The organism is Clostridium aestuarii, from assembly GCF_026735135.1.
Taxonomy (GTDB): Bacteria; Bacillota; Clostridia; order Clostridiales; family Clostridiaceae; genus Clostridium_H; species Clostridium_H aestuarii.
Map to the genome: position 1 here is coordinate 410600 of NZ_JAPQER010000001.1, position 18734 is coordinate 429333.

Here is an 18734-nt window from a genome sequence, read left to right on the forward strand (position 1 = left end):
AACCTGTTAATTAGCTTAATTTCGTTATATTAACTTGCTCTATAAGATTTTTAACCTCTTCGCTTTTACATAAATCCACTGAAAAAGCTGTAGCACTTCCTGATGCTACTCCCCATCTAAAAGCTTCTGTAACATTTAAAGTTTTAGAGTACTCTGCAATAAATCCTGCTACAAGCGAATCTCCTGATCCTACGGAATTTTTAACGGTGCCCTTTGGTGCTGAAGCTTTATAAACCCCCTCGTTGCATATAAGCAGTGCTCCTTCTGAAGCCATCGAAACTATTACATTTTGTGCCCCCATTTCACTAAGCTTTCTTCCATAATATATAATTTCTTCTCTAGTATTTATCTCAGTGTCAAATATATCGCTTAATTCATCATTATTAGGCTTTATTAAAAAAGGATTATTTTCTAAAGTACATTTCAGTGTTTCCCCAGTTGCATCCACTATTACCTTTACATTATTGTTTAAGCATTTCTTTTGAATTTGTGCATACATATCTATAGGCAAGCTTTTTTGAACATTTCCTGCAAGAATAAGGAAATCATCTGATGTTAATTTTTCTAACTTTTTAAACAGCTTTTTCAGGTCATCTTCTTTTATATCAGGACCTGATCCATTTATTTCTGTTTCTTCATTAGCTTTAAGTTTTACATTAATTCTAGTATCACCTTCTGTACTTATAAAATTTGTATCAACCCCCTCACTTTCTAAAAAATTTTTAACATATTCTCCTGTAAAACCTCCTATAAATCCTAATGCTTTACTTTTTACATTTAAATTGTTTAAAACTCTAGATACGTTTATCCCTTTGCCACCAGGATATTTGTAATCTTTTTTTACTCTGTTAACTTCCCCTACTTTGAACTCTTTTACATGAACAATATAATCTATCGACGGATTAAAAGTTAAAGTATATATCATTCTGTCACAACCTTTACTTTAGTTTTTTCTAAATACTTTTCATAATCTTCAACTTTATTATTAGTAATTATAGATGCTTTTTTTAAATCTGCAACCTTAACAAATGTTACCTCACCAAATTTACTTTCATCTGCTAAAACAAATGCTTCACTTGAAAAGTTCATAGCACTCTCCTTTAAAATAGCTTCTTCAGAATCTGGTGTGGTAAAACCATACTCTAAATGAACAGCATTTATACCTATAAACGCTTTATCAAATCTATATTTTTCTAAACTTTTCAAAGCATCTGTTCCTATAACTGCCTTAGTTCTACCCTTCACTTTTCCACCAAGTATATATGCATTGATATCCTTTTCAACAAGAGCATCAATATGCTTAAGTCCATTAGTAACAATAACAATATCTTTTTTGTCCATATATTGTATCATCTCAAATGTTGAAGTACCTGCATCTAAATATATACACTCTCCTTCTTCTATTAAATCTGCTGCATATTTAGCTATTATTGTTTTTTTATTGATATTTTGAACTAACTTTTCATTATAGCTTGGTTCATTGAATCTTCTTTTTGGAAGTGTTGCTCCACCATGAATCCTTTTCAACGCATTCATGCTTTCAAGATGAGTAAGGTCACGTCTTATAGTGGATTCTGATGTATTTGTCACCTCTACAAGTTCATTAATCTTAACTATTCCTCTATTTTTTAAAGCATCCAATATCAATTGTTGTCTTTCTTCTGTTAACAATTTAATCACCTTTCCTCTTCTCTATGTTTTCATTATAATTCAAAATCAATCATATTTCAATCATTTTCGTTCAAAACTAATCATTTTCTTTTAAAAAACTTCAAAATTAAATTATTCTCTTCCAAAACAAGCCATTATTAATCAAATTCATCCAAAAACCATCCTCAATAATATTATTATAATATATAATGTAATAATTTAATTTACTTTTTTCCACTAATGAATTATTAAACCTATTTTTTAATAGAAAAAGGCTATTGATAATATTTTTATCAACAGCCTAAAAAGTAAAACTTACATGTAACTATATTTTTTTATTTATTCAATTTCCTCATTTACATAAGTGTATGGCGTTTCCTGATATACGTAATAATTTAACCAATTAGAAAATAATAAATTAGCATGACCTTTCCACTTAACAATAGGTTTATCTTTAGGATTATCATTCTTAAAATAATTCTTAGGAAGTTTGATTTTTTCTCCTAAAGCTACATCTCTATCATATTCCCACTTTAAAGTATCTTTATCATATTCGCAATGTCCCATTACAAAAATTTGTCTTCCATCTTTTGAAGCTGCAATATATACACCTGCTTCCTCAGATTCTGATAATATAATAAGATCATTAACCTTCTCTATATCATTTTTTCTAACCTCTGTATGTCTAGAATGAGGAACATAAAATTCATCATCAAAACCTCTTAAAAGATTAATTTTTTCTTTATTTATGTTATGAGAAAAAACTCCAAAAATTTTTTTCTCAAGAAGATATTTAGGTACACCATAATGATAATAAAGTCCTGCCTGAGCTCCCCAACATATATGAAGAGTTGAGTATACATTTGTAGTTGAAAAATCCATTATTTTTTTTAACTCTTCCCAATAATCAACATCTTCGTATTCCATTTTTTCAACTGGAGCTCCTGTTATTATCATTCCATCAAATTTTTCATTTTTTACTTCTTCTATAGTTTTATAAAAACTAAGCAGATGATTTTGTGAAATATTTTTTGCATCATGAGTTTTAGTATGGATAAGTTCAATCTCTACTTGTATTGGTATATTACCAAGTAATCTTAAAAGCTGAGTTTCCGTTTCTACTTTTCTGGGCATTAAATTTACAATGGCTATCTTAAGAGGCCTTATATCCTGATGACTAGCTTTTTGTTCATTCATCACGAAAATATTCTCATTTTCAAGAATCTCTGTTGCTGGAAGATCCTTTGGTATTACTATCGGCATAATAAACTTCCTTTCTCTAGTTATTTAATTTTTGAAAGGGCTTGATCAAAATCATTAATTATATCAGCTGGATCTTCTATTCCTACAGATACTCTTATCAAGTCTGGGTAAACCCCTGAAGCTATTTGCTCTTCTTTACTTAACTGTCTATGCGTTGTAGTTGCCGGTTGAAGAACTGAGGTTCTAGCATCTCCTAGATGAACAACTAAAGCTACTAACTTAAGATTTCTTATAAATTCGCTTCCATTTTCTGCTTCACCCTTTATTCCAAAAGTTAATATTGCACCTGCTCCTTGTGGTAAAAATTTATCAGCTGCTTCATGACTTGAATGACTTTCAAGTCCAGGATAATTAACCCAGCTAACCTTTTCATGGTTTTCTAAGAACTTAGCTAAAGCTAATGTGTTGCTGCAGTGTCTTTCCATTCTCAAATGAAGTGTTTCTAGTCCTAAGTGATTCAAAAATGCATTAAATGGACTTAAGCAACTCCCTATATCTCTTAAGAGCTGTACTCTTGCTTTTACTATATATGCTGATTTTCCAAAAGTTTCAACATATTTAACTCCATGATAAGTTGGATCTGGTTCTACTAATTCAGGAAACTTTCCATTAGTCCAGTCAAAATTACCCCCATCTACAATAATTCCGCCTACACTTGTAGCATGTCCATCTATATATTTAGTTGAAGAATGAACGACTATATTAGCACCTAACTCTAATGGTCTACAAAGACATGGACTAGCCAATGTGTTATCCACAATAAACGGTACTCCCATCTTCTTTGCAATATTTGAAAATTTATCAAAATCTAAAATATTTAATCCTGGATTTCCTATAGTTTCTCCAAAAATAACTTTTGTATTGTCTTTAAATTCTTTTAATATTTCTTCTTCATTTGCATCAGGATCTACAAAACTCACCTCTATTCCAAACTTCTTAAATGTTGAAGCAAGCAATGTAAAAGTTCCTCCATATATAGTAGAAGCTGCCACTATATGTTCCCCATTTTTACATATATTTAATAAAGCTAAAGTAGTTGCTGATTGTCCTGATGATACAGCTAAAGCTCCAGCTCCACCTTCTAAACTATTAACCTTTTCTTCATAAGCAGCCACTGTTGGATTACTTATTCTTGAATACATGTGCCCTTCCGCTTCCAAATCAAATAATTTTGCTACATGATCTGGATCTTCATATTTATAAGTTGTACTTTGAACTATAGGTAGTACCCTAGCTTCTCCTGGTTTTGGACTATATCCTCCTTGCACACATATTGTTCCTTTGCCCCATTTGTTTGACATGTTAATTGCCCCCTTCATTTTTATATAATAAAAAAACACTTCTATAGAAGTGTTTAATATACTAACCACTTCTTATCTCTCAGGAAAATCCTGCTGGAATTAGCACCTTTGTACATATATACCGGTTGCCGGGCTTCATAGGGCCAGTCCCTCTGCCTCTCTGGATAAGATTATATTCATAATTTAATTTTATTTTTAATAATATTACACCTATTTATTATAAAAGTCAAGCTTTTTTTAATTTATATCACACTAATTGAATCCCCAATAATATATACTATAATTTTTTAAAAATATATATCTGAAAATTCTACATATATTTTTTCAACCTTATTGGATTGAATATTAATTAAAGCAACTTCATCATTACTATCTTCTATAATCCCTATAGGAAGCTTTATAGTAAATTCACTTCCTCTTCCATACTCACTCTCAACCCATATATGCCCATTATGCATTTTAACCAAAGCCTCTACAAGAGACAATCCTATTCCACTTCCCTCATTTTCTCTAGTTAAAGACTTATTTACCTGTTTAAACCTTTCAAATATATCTTTAATATTTTCTTCTTTGATCCCTATACCTGTATCCTTTACAGCAATTATCACTGAATCTTTTTCACTCTTTATATTAATAGATATTTTTCCTTCCTCTTTTGTAAATTTTATAGCATTTGATAAAAGATTTAGAAGTATTCGTTCAATTTTATTGGGATCACATGCAGTAATTTTACTATCTATATCAGAATTAAATTCAAGCTTCAAAGACTTAAGCTTTGCAAATTCTGAAACAGATAAGGTTATATCCTTTGTTATTTTTACAATATCACAATTTTTTAGGTTTAATTCTAAAAATCCTGAATCTATTCTTGTAATATCAATTAAATTATCAACTAGTCTTACTAATCTATAGCAATTTTGCTTTACACTATTGTTAAGCTCCTTAAATTTTTTATAACATTTTAAATTAGGTACATCTCTTAAATACATGTTCATCAGCTGTACAGCACCTAACATTACATTCAGAGGTGTTCTAAATTCATGAGATATATTAGAGAAGAATTCTGTTCTAAATTTTTCATATTTTGCAGCTTCATTTAATCTCTTAATATTTTCTTCAATCTTGTTTCTCAGTTCTCTAATCTTTTTTGTCTCAGTTATATCTCTTGAACAACATAGAACCTTAGTTACATTTCCATTTTCAATTACTGGAATATAATGTGCTTCAATATATACTAAATCCTTATTAGCATCTTTAGCAGTAAGTTTAAGTCCTATAATCTCTTCTCCCTTTATTAGCCGCGAAACCGCTTTCTTGCATATTTCAAGCCCTTTATCATCTAAAAGTGATACAGCTGTTACATGTCCTAAATTCCTTTTAGTCATACCAAATTTTTTTAAAAAAGCTGGATTAGCATCAACTATAGAATCATTATTTATGTCTATAAGATAAATATAATCTGGACTCATATCAAAAATAGTTTTATATCGTTCTTCACTTTTTTTTAATTCCTGCTCAATTAATTTTCTTTTTGAAATATCTCTAATTATAATTATAATTTCATCCGTTGATAAAGGTATTACTCTGCTTTCATAATATTTTAACTGTTCATTGTATTGCTCTGAAAATTCTTCTTCAACTAAGGTATTTGTCTTAATAGCTTTAGTTATAACTTTTTTAAAAAATAATTTTGTATTTTCAGGAATTATATCTTGAAATGTTTGTCCCATCCATTCTTTAGATGCTCCTTGAAAATCAGAAGTAATTCCAGCTTTACAGTCTAATATTCTTCCTTTATAGTCTATACGTAAATATAAATCTGGTACTGCTTCAAAAATTTTTTCCAATTCTTTTGTTTTTTTTCTTAATCTTACTTCTGTATTTTTTCTATTAGTTACATCAATTCCAAAAGCCCAAGAACTCCAACCATTAACAGGTACCTTTTCAGATATATTAAACCATGATATGGTTTTTATGCTTCCATCTTTACATACAATATCATACTCTAAATCTCTAAAATTGCATTTATTTTCTCTTATTTTCTTTAATACTTTTTCTTTATAATCCTTATCTGGATATAAATTTTCCCACATCCCATGATTGTTAACAATCTCTTCTTTTGAATATCCTGTTATATGCTCACATTCTTTATTCCATACCACTACATTATCATTTTTATCGATAGTATCCATCATTATAGGCATGTATTCAAGAATACGTCTTAGATTTTTTTCACTTTTTTTTAGATTTATTTCATTTAGTTTATGAATGGTTATATCATCTAAAATACAAATTATATTTTTAATATTAAAGTTATTATCATATATCTTTTTTAAACTAATTTTAAAATATAAAAATTCTTTTTTTATTTCTAAAGCTTTTTCAAAACATATTTTTTCTTTTTGAATATCCTCTTTAAAGCTTGTGAATTCTTCTTTAAGCCATTTTTTCATGTAATTATTAATATCGTTACACTGCATCTCTAATCTATCTTTGTAAAAATTTATTGTTTCAGCATTTATACTTACTATTTGGATATTATTATCAAAAACTATAATTGGTATTGGCAATTTATAAAAAAATGTTTTCATATCAATACTATCACAAAACATAGAGATCATTATCCTCCTAAATAATAATTTTTATCAATATATTTAATTTATGTATATATTTTAAATATTTTCCTATTATAATATTCGATATTTACTAGTCATACATTAATATAATATTACATATATTAATATTTTTTTACATAAAAGAAAAATTTTATAATCACAAAAGTATATTTTACCATATTAAGTACTTATAAATTTTATAATTCCTTTAAATAACTAAAAACAAATCATTAACTTAACTTTTTTATATAGTATGACAAACCGTTTTGTTCATAATTATTTAATAATTATTTAATATATAAATCATAAATACATGATATAATATTATTTATAGAGGTATTCACGATAAATTAAAATATATAAATAAAAAAGGATGATTAGTGTGAACATAGCATTTTTTCTTACACCAAAGCATGAAGTAGTTTATCAAAACATTAATTGTACAATGAGACAGGCTTTAGAAAGAATGGAATATCATAGATATACAGCAGTTCCTTTAATCGATGATGATGGAAAATATGTTGGAACTTTAACTGAAGGTGATTTACTTTGGAAAATAAAAAACACTCCTAATTTAAGTTTTAAAGACACTAATAAAATTCCACTTAAAGATGTACAAAAACATATGAATAATAAACCAGTATTAATTAATTCAGATATTGAAAGCTTAATATCACTGGCAAAAAATCAAAATTTTGTACCAGTAGTTGATGATGATAGTGTATTTATTGGAATTATAAAAAGAAGTGACATTATAAACTACTGTTTTGAGCTAATTTCTCAGAAACAAGAAGAAAAAGAATTTAAAATGGCAGTATCATATTAATTAAATTAAAACTTAACAATTCAAACGCATATGTAATAAGTAATAAATTTCAGTAAAAATTTATTACTTATTACATATGCGTTTTCTTATGCCCAAAATTGAATATTATGATATAATACATTATTATACATTAAATATTCATATTGTTAAAATTAGTAATTTATATATTTTTTAAGTTCTACTATCTGTATTTCAAGGAGGAAGTCTCTTATATGAAAAAAACATTAAAAATAAATAATATATGTTATATTTTTTTTCTAATTTTCTTACTTTTAATATTTAATAAAAGTATATGTTTAGCACAAACTAAACAAAAAAAACAAGTGCTCATTCTAAATTCTTATCATAAAGGTTTTAAATGGTCCGATGATGTTATAATTGGAATACAAACCACATTAAACAAAAGTAAACAAAATCCAAATATAATTATGGAATATATGGATACTAAAAGATATTATAGCGAAAATTATTTTAAACAACTATATAATTTATATAAATTTAAATATAAGAACAAAAAATTTGATGTAATTATTGCTACAGATAATAATGCTGTGCGTTTCTTATTAAAATATAGTGAACAATTATTTCCTAATGTTCCTGTAGTTTTTTGTGGCGTAAATAATATAGATACTTCTCTATTAAATGAAAAAAATATATTTAAAGGCACAATGGAAGATATTGTAATAAAAGACACTATCAATTCAGCATTGAAAAACAATTCCAATTTAAAGCAAGTAAATGTACTGATAGATAATACAGACAGTAGTATTATTTATAAAAAATCAATAGAAAAATTAATACCTTATTATAAAGAAAAACTGTCATTTAAATTTATTCAAATTTCAAACATTGAACAAGCTGTAAAAAATACTTCTACTTTACCTAAAGATAATATTGTCTTTCTAACTCCTATTTTTATAGAAAATAGCGATAATAATTTTGCTTCATTTAACGGTATTAAATATATATGCAACAATTGTCCTGTTCCAGTATATAGTTCATGGTCCAGTTATTTAAGCTGCGGTATAGTTGGTGGAAAAATACTTCACCAATATTTCTATGGAAGCAGTACAGCTAAAATTGCACTACAGATTTTAAATGGAGAAAATGTTTCAAATATACCAATCACTAAGGAATATGATTCAAAATATATTTTTGACTATACCCAGTTGAAAAAACTTAACATTGGTATTAATAATTTACCTAAAAACAGTAAAGTTATAAATTTACCTAGTAAATCTTATTCTATACCTAAAAACTTATTTATGAAAATTCTATTTACAGTTATATGCATTGAATTAATAATCATAGTAATTTTATTTTTTAATATACACAAACGCAGAAAAGCAGAATTCAAAATAATAGAAAACAAAAAACTTATAGAAGAACTGCGTAAACAAGAAGCATTAATAAAAAAACTTGCCTTTGAAGACCCACTTACAAATATACCAAATAGACGAAGTGGAAAAGAAAAGCTTCATATTGCTATACAGAAGGCAGTAAATAAAAATATAAACCCAGGCGTTATGTTTATAGACATGGATAAATTCAAATTCATTAATGATACTATGGGACATGATGTAGGCGATATACTTTTAATTAAGTTCTGCCAAAGATTAAAATCAAATATAAGAACTAAAGATATCGTTGCCCGTTTAGGTGGAGATGAATTTATGATTATTCTTGATGATGTTACCTCTTACGTAGAAGTTGAAATTTGTGCAAATAGAATAATACAAGCTATAAAGCATCCTTTTATTATTAACGAAAAAAAATTTAATATTACATGTAGCATTGGAATTTCCATATACCCTGAACATGGCACAGATATAGAAACCTTATTAAAAAATGCTGATATAGCTATGTATAAAGCTAAAAATAATGGTCGCAATAATTTTCAATTATTCGAAGAAGCGCAAATTGAAATAGTTTAGATAAAAAACCCATTTTTCTGGGTTTTTTATTTTACCCATATTTATCATATTTATAATATCTCTTTATATTTCCAATATAAAATGATAATACTATTATTAATACATATTATTTATCTCTTCTTATGCAAAACTTTTCAAGGAGGAATTTAACATGAAAAATAAAGAAGCAGGTCTATCTGCATTACAGCTTACTATGCTAGCTCTTGGAACTGTAATAGGAGGTTCTTTTTTTCTAGGCTCTGCTATTGCTATAAATAATGCTGGCCCTGCAGTACTCATAGCTTATATAATTGGAGGAATTTTAGTTTATTTTATTCTTTTTGCTCTTTCAGAAATGACAGTTGCTGATCCTGCTCCAGGTTCTTTTAGAACCTTTTCACAAAGAGCTTTTGGTCCTGGTGTCGGCTTTGTTGTTGGATGGGTATATTGGACTGGTTTGGTGTTAGCCATGTCCAGTGAAGCAACTGCAGTTTCTCTATTTTTCAAAGTATGGTTTCCAACAATTTCTCTAGGATTTCTTGGATCTATCATTATTATTGGAGTTACCCTTCTCAATCTTTTAGGAGCTGATAAATTAAGTAAACTAGAAAGTGGATTAGCAGCAGTAAAACTATTAGCAATAGTAGGTTTTATTGTTTTAGCTATTGCCTTGATATCAGGAATATTACCAAACAAAGCTACCATAGGTACAGGGGCATTAGTGAAAGAAACTTTATTTCCAGGTGGAATCTCAGGTATTGCAGGAAGTATGTTAATTGTAATGTTTACCTATGCAGGTTTTGAAATCATTGGTCTTGCCGCATCAGAAACTGCTGATCCGCACCATATTGTACCTAAAGCTATTGCTTATACAGTCATCGGATTAGTAGGCTTATATACTATAGCTATTACTTTGTTATTACCTCTAATTCCAACAGCTGATCTTACTGAAGAAATAAGCCCTTTTGTAGCTGCTCTTAGGCTAAATGGAGTGCCTTGGGCTGCAGATATAATTAATATAGTACTGGTTACAGCTATCTTATCTACGATGCTTGCTGCAACCTTTGGACTTGGAAGAATGATGCGTTCTTTAGCTGAAGAAGGTTATGCACCATCATGGTTAAAGGATAACAGAGATATCCCCTATAGAGGAATTATTTTTTCTGGTACAGGTATGCTTGTAGGACTTGGTATGGCATTCATACTTCCTAAAAGCATTTACTTATTTTTAGTTAGTTCAGGAGGCTTTTCTCTATTATTTACTTACCTAATAATACTAGCTACACACTATAAATTCAGAAGCAAGCACGGATGTCCCCCAAACGGTAAATGCCAACTTCCAGGATTTCCTTATACATCCTGGATTACAATTGCTGCTATAATAATTATTATAGTAACTATGCCTCTAATTCCCGGTCAAGGTTCCGGTCTTATAGCTGGACTGTTTTTAGTATTCTTCTATTCTACTGCTTACATTATATCTAAATATATTAAAAACACATCTAATATAAAGAATACATCTAATAATTTAAAAGCTGTAAGAATAAAAAGAAAGAAAAGACTTAAATAAAGTTTAATTTTCTGTATTGACAAAGTTTATTTTTTCCATTATCATTATAAAGAATTTAGTTAACAGATAGTAATTAAAATTTAATATATAGATATTTTTTAAATATCTAAGTGTTGAACACCCACTTTTAAAAACTCAAAGTGGGTGTTTTTTTTGTAATCGGCTAAATTAATAATTAACATATATAATAATTTTAAGAAAGGAGTTTTTATATGTCATTTAATTTAATCAAAGACTATAGAAATAATAAAAAATTTTATAAGACTTTAGTTACAATAACTTTACCAATAATTTTACAAAGCCTAATAGCATCATCACTGAATATGCTAGATACCATGATGATAGGTAAAGTAGGCGAAATAGAGCTTGCATCTGTAGGTATTGCAAATCAATACTACTTTTTATTCACTTTATTTTCAATGGGTATAGGTAGTGGTTGTGGTGTACTAATTGCACAACTTTGGGGGAAAAATGATAAAGATAATATAAAAAAGGTTTTAATTAAATCTTTAACAGTAAGTTTACTTATATCGCTAATTTTTATGTTGGCAGGTCTCATAATACCTGAAAAAATAATGGCACTTTTTAATAAAGATATATCAGTTGTGTCTATAGGTAGTGAGTATATGAGAATAACAGTTATAAGTTATATATTCACAGGAATCACTTTCACTTTTGCTTCCGCTCTTAGGAGTATTGAAAATACTAAATTGCCTATGTTTGCAAGTTTAGTAGGTCTTATTGTAAATGGAGTATTAAACTATGCTCTTATATTTGGAAATTTTGGAATGCCTGAACTTAAAACACAAGGGGCTGGAATAGCAACTCTTATTGCAAGAATATGTGAATGTAGTATTATACTATTTGGTGTATACTTTAAAGATACAGTATTAAACATTAAACTAAATGATTTAAGAGGTTTATCTAAAAATTTAACTAAAGCATTAGTAACTGTTACTATCCCAATAGTTTTAAATGAGGCTTGTTGGGGACTTGGTAATGTAACGTACATTGCAATATATGCAAGAATAAGTACTCGTGCCGCTGCATCAATGCAAATATGTTCAACTATAATGAATCTATTTATGATATTTGCTTTTGGCCTTGCTTATGGTGCCTTAGTTATAATAGGAAATGAAATTGGAGCTAATAGAGAGGATATTGCTATAGAATCCTCTAAGAGAATATCTACATTATCTATATTAATATCTTTAGTTTTAGGTATTCTACTTTTCATATTAGCCAAGCCTATAATTTCTTTCTTTAATGTATCAAATGAAGTTAAATTAGCTTCAACTTATATACTTTATGTATATTCAATTGTTATGGTTGTTAAAGTTTATAATATGGTTATGATAGTTGGAATACTTAGAGGTGGTGGCGATGCTGCTTATGGTTCTATACTTCAAGGATTCACTCTTTGGTTTATAGGTATTCCTCTAGCCTTTTTTGCTGCATTTATACTTCATTTGCCTGTATATTTTGTTGTTACATTTACTGTTGTTGAAGAACTTATTAAAGTCTTACTTATGATAAGAAGATTTAACTCCTTCAAATGGATACGAAATATGGTAAATGATACTCACGATAAAAAAATTACAGTAACATAAAAATAGTTGAAAATTCAACTATTTTTATTTATACTATAATTAGTTGAAAATTCAACTAATATAACATCTTGTTTTCACTCTCTGTTACTAGAGCTTGAAAACTTAATAATAAAGGAGGACTACAATGTACAGCTTTAAAAACGACTATAGTGAAGGTGCCCATCCAAGAATCTTAAATGCTTTAATAGAATCAAATATGACTCAAGAAGAAGGATATGGAAATGATACACACACAAAAAATGCAATTTCTAAAATAAAAACATTAATAGGAAACCAAAATATTGATATTCATCTTATATCTGGAGGAACTCAGACAAATTTAATAGCAATTGGAGCTTTTTTAAGACCTCATGAAGCTTGTATTTCTGCCAACACAGGACATATTGCAGTTAACGAAACTGGAGCCATCGAATATACTGGACACAAAGTAATTACAGTAGATTCAAATGACGGAAAAATAATTCCTGAAAAAATCCAAGAAGTGTTAAATTCTCATGCCAATGAACACGTTCTAAAACCAAAACTTGTATATATTTCTAATCCAACAGAATTAGGTACAATATATACAAAAGAAGAACTTAAAGACCTGAGTGAATTTTGTAAGTCTAATGATCTTATCTTATATGCAGATGGTGCAAGATTAGGTTCTGCCCTTTGTGTTAAGAAAGCTAATGTAACCTTATCAGATATGTGTAATTTCACAGATGCATTTTATATTGGCGGAACAAAAAGTGGAGCTCTTCTTGGCGAAGCCTTAGTAATAAAAAACGAAAACTTAAAAGAAGATTTTAGATATCATCTAAAACAAAAAGGAGCACTGCTTGCAAAAGGAAGAATTTTAGGAATTCAATTTGAAGAATTATTTAAAGATAATCTTTATTTTGAACTTGCAAATCATGCTAATGAAATGGCAAATCTTTTAACAGAAGGTCTAAGAGAAGCTAATTGTAAATTTTTAATAAATTCTCCAACTAATCAAATATTTCCTATTTTAGAAAATAAACAAATCGAAAACCTAGAGAAAAAGTTTAGTTTTTATACTTGGGAAAAAATAGATGATAACAATTCTGCTGTTAGACTAGTTACTTCATGGGCTACCCCAAAAGAATCTATACTTGAATTCATTGATGAATTTAAAAAATAAAATTATAGGTTTTTCTACAAAATCATAGAATATTAGGAGGTGCCTGTAATAAAACTAAATAATTATATTCTAAGAGAGATAGGCGAACTTTCTAGAACTATCCATGCCATTGTAGAAATTAAATTCAAAAAATTAAATTTACAAAAAGGTCAATTTATATATCTAACTAGAGTATATGAAAATCCTGGAATAAATTTAATTCAACTATCAAGTCTACTTAAAGTAGATAAGACAACAACTACTAAGGTTATTCAAAAACTTATAAAAGAAGGCTTTATACTAAAAAGTAAAGATAACACTGACAAACGTTCATACCAACTTTATCCCACATCTAAAGCCTCAAATACATATGAGGAAATAATTGAAGAAGAAAATAGAGCTATAGAAATATGTTTTAAAAATTTTGATAAAAAGCAAAAAGAATCAGTATATGAATTGATAAAAAAAATGAACGAGAACATACAAATTGATTGGTATGAAATCAAAAATTATAAAAAATAAATTAAGAATATTGCTTTGCAATATTCTTAATTTATTTTTTATTGATTATTAATTTTTTCTGCTAATTCATTTAAGTATGTCCATCTTTCCATCAACTGCTCTGATTTATCCTCTATTTCCTTCTGCTTTACAAGTAATTCTTCAAGAACAGTATAATCGCTTCCAGCAAAATTTATTTTCTCTTTTATCTCTTCCAATTCATTTTCTGTTTTCTCTATTAATGTATCAATCTGTTCATACTCCAATTTTTCTTTGTAAGAAAATTTTAATGATTTATTATTTGATTTTGGTTTTTCTTTAGATTTTTTTATACTTTTATCATTATTATTTTTCTGCTCTCTAATATCGTTTATGCTTTGCTTTTGTTGAAATTCCATATATTCTGAATAATTTCCAGTGAATTTTTCTATAATTCCACTACCTTTAAAAGCAAGTATTTCGTCTGCTATTTTATCTAGAAAATATCTATCATGTGAAACAGCTATAACTGTTCCACTGAAATTATCAATATATTCTTCAAGAACATTTAAGGTTTCTATATCCAAATCATTTGTAGGCTCATCTAGTATAAGAACATTAGGCGCTTCCATTAAAACTCTAAGTAGATAAAGTCTTCTTCTTTCCCCTCCAGATAATCTTGATATGTACATCCACTGAATCTCAGATGTAAATAAAAATTTCTCCATCATTTTAGACGCACTTATAAGAGTTCCATCTTCTGTTCTTATAAATTCAGCACCTTCTTTTATATACTCTATAGCTCTCATAGATTCATCAATATCCTTATATTCTTGAGAGAAATATCCTATTTTAACCGTTTCCCCTATTTCTATACTTCCACTTTCAGGCTTGATTTTATCAACAATCATATTAAGAAGTGTTGATTTTCCTATACCATTTGATCCTATAATTCCAATTCTGTCTTCCTTCTTAAAAATATAACTAAAATCATCAATTAATTTTTTCTCTTCAAAATTTTTACTGATACTATTAAGATTTATAACCTTTTTACCTAATCTACTGCTTCCAACAGATATATCTACTTGTTCATTTTTCTTTTCAAATTCCTGTGATTTAATTTCATTAAATCTGTCTATTCTAGCTTTTTGCTTTGTACTTCTTGCCTTTGCCCCTCTTCTTATCCATGCAAGTTCACGTTTTAATAGATTTTGTCTCTTATCTTCTAGCACCTCATTCAATACTTCTCTTTCTGCTTTAGCTTCTAGAAAAGTAGTGTAATTGCCTATATATTTGTATATATTCCCATTGTGCAACTCTAAAATTCTATTAGTTACCCTATCTAGAAAATATCTATCGTGAGTAATCATAATAAGAGCACCTTTTCTATTGTTTAAATATTCCTCCATCCATTTAACAGTTTCATTATCCATATGGTTTGTAGGCTCATCCAAAATCAGCAAATCGCATGGGCTTATTAAAGTACCTGCTAGCGCTATTCTTTTTCTCTGTCCACCCGATAATGTTCCTACTTTATCATCAAAATTACTAATCCCAAGTTGCATCAATACTGTTTTTGCCTGACTTTCTATTTCCCAAGCATTAGCTACATCCATTTCTTCATTAAGTTTTAAAAGTTTTTTCTGTAACTCAATATTCTCAGAATCATTTTGTAACTTATCAATAGTATTTTCATACTCTCTAAGAAGCTTCATTATCGGTGAATTCCCCTTAAATATCTGTTCTATAACCTTAGCATCATCATCAAATTCTATTTTTTGAGGTAAATATTCAATTCTAAGATTACTCATCTTTGTTATTTTACCAGCATCATAATCCTCTACACTCGCTATTACCTTTAATAGAGTTGATTTCCCTGTTCCATTTATACCTATTAACCCTATCTTTTCCCCTTCATTAATTATCAAAGATATATCCTTTAAAAGAACTTTTTCTCCATAGCTTTTACTTATGTTATCTAATGATATTACATTCATATATATATCTTCCTCTCCATATAAACTATAATTATCAACTGTAAATTTTTTTTAATTGAATGTAACTTTACATTTTAAAATTCTCTACAATATAATCATGATTAAATGATAACATAAGTATAAGTACTACAGGTAGTCCTAAATTTTTAAAGTTTCATGCCTATAATTTATTAATCTTTTATACGAACTAATAATGCTATAGAAGAAACATATATAACTAAAAATATTACCATTATAGGCATTATTTTCCCAAAAAAGTTTCTTCGAGCTATTTCATTAGTAAAAAACATACATAAAAAAACCGATACAGGATAAACGAAAAAGTAAATCTTTTTTATATCTACTTTTTTCATAAAATCCTTTAGAATATAAGCTGAAGCAAAGTAATAGATAGTTATACACCTGAGTATTATAAAACTCCATGAAAGCATAAAAAGATATCTAAAATTATTAATAATAGGTATATCTATAATTTCTGATGCAGCTAAAAAAGGCCATAAACTTTTACTAGTTACGTCTATACCAAAATAATATATTGTTATGAATACAATCCATATATATATAAATATTGATAATAATATGCCTATAAGTGTGGCTCTTTTTATTTTTTTTTTATCATTTATGTAAGGGTAGATTAAAAGTAGGAATTCTGGACCTATATAGGAATACATTGTCTCTATACTTCCTTTTAAGATATTATTAAATCCTGATCCGAAAACAGGTAATAAATTCAAAATACTTGATTTTTTAAGATTAAATAATGGAAGAATTATTAATGGTAAAGTGATATAAAAAGCAATCTCACACATTTTACCAATTACATTTATTCCTTTATGTGCAGTATATAAGCATACAAAGATTATAAAAATTAGCAATTTAAAAGGACTTAAGAACTCAGAAGAATATACTCTAATTATATTAGCATAACCTGCAGTTATTCCTAATGCCATCAATATAAACGGAAGTAGAAATAATAAATTAAAGATATTTCCTAAAAAGTTTCCAAAATACTTTTTGCTTAAAAAAAGTATATTATGGTTAGGATATTTTTTGCTTATATATATACACATAACACTCATATACAATGGATATATTCCTCCTAGTGCAGTAGATAACCATGCATCTTGTTGCGAAATTTTCACTAAACTATTAGGTAAAGCTAAAATCCCACCACCTGTTACTGAACCATATAAGATAAACATAAATTGACTTGGAGTTAAAACATCAGTTTTTGCCTTACTCATCATAATCATTCTCCTATAAATATCTTGTAATTTTAACAGATTAATATAAAGCTTTAAGTTAACCTTTTATACGAATTAATAATGCTACAGAAGATGCATATATTAATGAAAAGATTACCATTACAGGAGTTACCTTTGATAAAAAGTTTCTTCTTGTTATTTCATTAGTAAAAAACATTGATAGAAAAACTAATATAGGATAAATAAACAAATAAACCTTTTTCACGTTTATCTTTTTTATAAAATCTTTTAAAATATATACTACACCAAAGTAATAGATAGCTATACTCTTAAGTAATATAAAACTCCATGAAAGCATAAAAAGATATCTGAAATTATTTATAATAGGTATATCTATAATTTCTGCTGCTGATAAAAAAGGCCATAAACTTTTACTAGTTACATCTATACCAAAATAATATATTGTTATAAACATAATCCATACATATGTAACCATAGTTAAAAACACACCTGTAAGTAAGAAACTTTTTATTTTGTTTTTATCATTTACATAATGATATGTTAAAAGCAAAAATTCTACACCTAAATAGGAATACATCGTCTCTATACTTCCTTTTAATATATTAGTAATTCCTGACCCTAAAATAGGAAATATATTTAAAATACTTGATTTTCCCAAAGAAAATAATGGAATAATTATTAGTGGTAAAGTTATATAAAAAATAATTTCACTTATTTTTCCAATCAAACTTATACCTTTATATGCAGTATACATACTTACCACAGTTATAATAATTATCAATTTTAGAGAACTTAAAAACTCTGCAGCATATACTTTAACTATATTAGTATAACCTGAAATCACTGATACTGTAGTTAGTACAAATAGAATTAAAAATAACAAATTGAATATCTTTCCTAAGAAATTCCCAAAATATTTTTTGCTTAAAAAAAGTATATTATCATTAGGGTATTTTTTACTTATATATATAACTATTAGACATATATACAATGGATATATTGCTCCTACAATACTGGATATCCATGCATCTTGTTGTGAAATTTCAACTAAACTTTTAGGTAAACTTAAAACTCCAATTCCTGTCATTGATCCATATACTATAAAAAACATCTGACTTGGAGTTAAAAGTTGATTTTTTGCTTTATTCATTGTAGCCATT

At 27.6% G+C, this 18734-nt stretch carries 14 protein-coding genes and 1 riboswitch; of the genes, 6 read left to right on the forward strand and 8 right to left on the reverse strand.

Annotated elements, in window-relative coordinates:
- Positions 1-10 precede the first annotated feature (10 nt).
- The 5 genes from pfkB to OW763_RS01755 form a co-directional block, all read right to left on the reverse strand.
- Positions 11-925 (reverse strand): 1-phosphofructokinase, encoded by a 915-nt coding sequence (gene pfkB, locus OW763_RS01735; RefSeq protein ID WP_268039337.1) that lies wholly within the window; start codon positions 923-925, stop codon positions 11-13.
- Positions 922-1671 carry a DeoR/GlpR family DNA-binding transcription regulator gene (locus OW763_RS01740; RefSeq protein WP_268039806.1) on the reverse strand — a complete coding sequence of 250 codons (750 nt, stop codon included), beginning with the start codon at positions 1669-1671 and terminating at the stop codon, positions 922-924. Before OW763_RS01740 ends, pfkB begins: the two co-directional genes overlap by 4 nt.
- 318 nt (positions 1672-1989) lie before the next feature.
- The gene (gene metA / locus OW763_RS01745; protein ID WP_268039338.1) at positions 1990-2913 is read right to left on the reverse strand and encodes a homoserine O-acetyltransferase MetA; all 924 of its coding nucleotides are present in this window, start codon (positions 2911-2913) and stop codon (positions 1990-1992) included.
- Positions 2914-2933: 20 nt separating this feature from the next.
- Complete coding sequence (locus OW763_RS01750; protein WP_268039339.1) at positions 2934-4214, reverse strand: O-acetylhomoserine aminocarboxypropyltransferase/cysteine synthase family protein; 1281 nt, start codon at positions 4212-4214, stop codon at positions 2934-2936.
- Between the two features lie 69 nt (positions 4215-4283).
- Positions 4284-4385, reverse strand: a riboswitch (SAM riboswitch).
- A 116-nt stretch (positions 4386-4501) separates the two neighbouring features.
- Positions 4502-6826, reverse strand: a complete 2325-nt coding sequence (locus tag OW763_RS01755; protein ID WP_268039340.1) for a PAS domain S-box protein — start codon at positions 6824-6826, stop codon at positions 4502-4504.
- 385 nt (positions 6827-7211) lie between these two features.
- Here OW763_RS01755 and OW763_RS01760 point away from each other — a divergent pair, with 385 nt between their 5' ends.
- The 6 genes from OW763_RS01760 (at position 7212) to OW763_RS01785 (ending at position 14393) form a co-directional block, all read left to right on the forward strand.
- Positions 7212-7655 (forward strand): CBS domain-containing protein, encoded by a 444-nt coding sequence (locus OW763_RS01760; protein ID WP_268039341.1) that lies wholly within the window; start codon positions 7212-7214, stop codon positions 7653-7655.
- A gap of 212 nt (positions 7656-7867) precedes the next feature.
- Positions 7868-9589 carry an ABC transporter substrate binding protein gene (locus OW763_RS01765; RefSeq protein ID WP_268039342.1) on the forward strand — a complete coding sequence of 574 codons (1722 nt, stop codon included), beginning with the start codon at positions 7868-7870 and terminating at the stop codon, positions 9587-9589.
- A gap of 151 nt (positions 9590-9740) precedes the next feature.
- Positions 9741-11138: an amino acid permease gene (locus OW763_RS01770; protein ID WP_268039343.1), complete on the forward strand. Its 1398-nt coding sequence runs from the start codon at positions 9741-9743 to the stop codon at positions 11136-11138.
- Positions 11139-11350: 212 nt separating this feature from the next.
- Positions 11351-12748, forward strand: a complete 1398-nt coding sequence (locus tag OW763_RS01775; RefSeq protein WP_268039344.1) for an MATE family efflux transporter — start codon at positions 11351-11353, stop codon at positions 12746-12748.
- A 124-nt stretch (positions 12749-12872) separates the two neighbouring features.
- On the forward strand, positions 12873-13892 hold the full coding sequence (locus tag OW763_RS01780) for a threonine aldolase family protein (protein ID WP_268039345.1): 1020 nt from the start codon (positions 12873-12875) through the stop codon (positions 13890-13892).
- A 39-nt stretch (positions 13893-13931) separates the two neighbouring features.
- On the forward strand, positions 13932-14393 hold the full coding sequence (locus tag OW763_RS01785; RefSeq protein WP_268039346.1) for a MarR family winged helix-turn-helix transcriptional regulator: 462 nt from the start codon (positions 13932-13934) through the stop codon (positions 14391-14393).
- 38 nt (positions 14394-14431) lie between these two features.
- Here OW763_RS01785 and OW763_RS01790 read toward each other — a convergent pair whose 3' ends face one another.
- From OW763_RS01790 to OW763_RS01800, 3 genes are all read right to left on the reverse strand, one after another.
- Entirely contained in the window at positions 14432-16348 is a 1917-nt protein-coding gene (locus OW763_RS01790) for an ABC-F family ATP-binding cassette domain-containing protein (protein ID WP_268039347.1), read from the reverse strand.
- Positions 16349-16518: 170 nt separating this feature from the next.
- Positions 16519-17592 (reverse strand): GerAB/ArcD/ProY family transporter, encoded by a 1074-nt coding sequence (locus tag OW763_RS01795; protein ID WP_268039348.1) that lies wholly within the window; start codon positions 17590-17592, stop codon positions 16519-16521.
- Between the two features lie 58 nt (positions 17593-17650).
- Positions 17651-18733, reverse strand: a complete 1083-nt coding sequence (locus OW763_RS01800; RefSeq protein ID WP_268039349.1) for a GerAB/ArcD/ProY family transporter — start codon at positions 18731-18733, stop codon at positions 17651-17653.
- Position 18734 lies beyond the last annotated feature (1 nt).

What these genes read in the sequence shown, in the direction of transcription:
- OW763_RS01765 (WP_268039342.1), top strand. Translation starts at nt 7,868, where the DNA reads ATGAAAAAAACATTAAAAATAAATAATATATGTTATATTTTTTTTCTA.
- pfkB (WP_268039337.1), bottom strand. Translation starts at nt 925, where the DNA reads ATGATATATACTTTAACTTTTAATCCGTCGATAGATTATATTGTTCAT.
- OW763_RS01780 (WP_268039345.1), top strand. Translation starts at nt 12,873, where the DNA reads ATGTACAGCTTTAAAAACGACTATAGTGAAGGTGCCCATCCAAGAATC.
- OW763_RS01750 (WP_268039339.1), bottom strand. Translation starts at nt 4,214, where the DNA reads ATGTCAAACAAATGGGGCAAAGGAACAATATGTGTGCAAGGAGGATAT.
- OW763_RS01795 (WP_268039348.1), bottom strand. Translation starts at nt 17,592, where the DNA reads ATGAGTAAGGCAAAAACTGATGTTTTAACTCCAAGTCAATTTATGTTT.
- OW763_RS01770 (WP_268039343.1), top strand. Translation starts at nt 9,741, where the DNA reads ATGAAAAATAAAGAAGCAGGTCTATCTGCATTACAGCTTACTATGCTA.
- OW763_RS01775 (WP_268039344.1), top strand. Translation starts at nt 11,351, where the DNA reads ATGTCATTTAATTTAATCAAAGACTATAGAAATAATAAAAAATTTTAT.
- metA (WP_268039338.1), bottom strand. Translation starts at nt 2,913, where the DNA reads ATGCCGATAGTAATACCAAAGGATCTTCCAGCAACAGAGATTCTTGAA.
- OW763_RS01790 (WP_268039347.1), bottom strand. Translation starts at nt 16,348, where the DNA reads ATGAATGTAATATCATTAGATAACATAAGTAAAAGCTATGGAGAAAAA.
- OW763_RS01755 (WP_268039340.1), bottom strand. Translation starts at nt 6,826, where the DNA reads ATGTTTTGTGATAGTATTGATATGAAAACATTTTTTTATAAATTGCCA.
- OW763_RS01800 (WP_268039349.1), bottom strand. Translation starts at nt 18,733, where the DNA reads ATGGCTACAATGAATAAAGCAAAAAATCAACTTTTAACTCCAAGTCAG.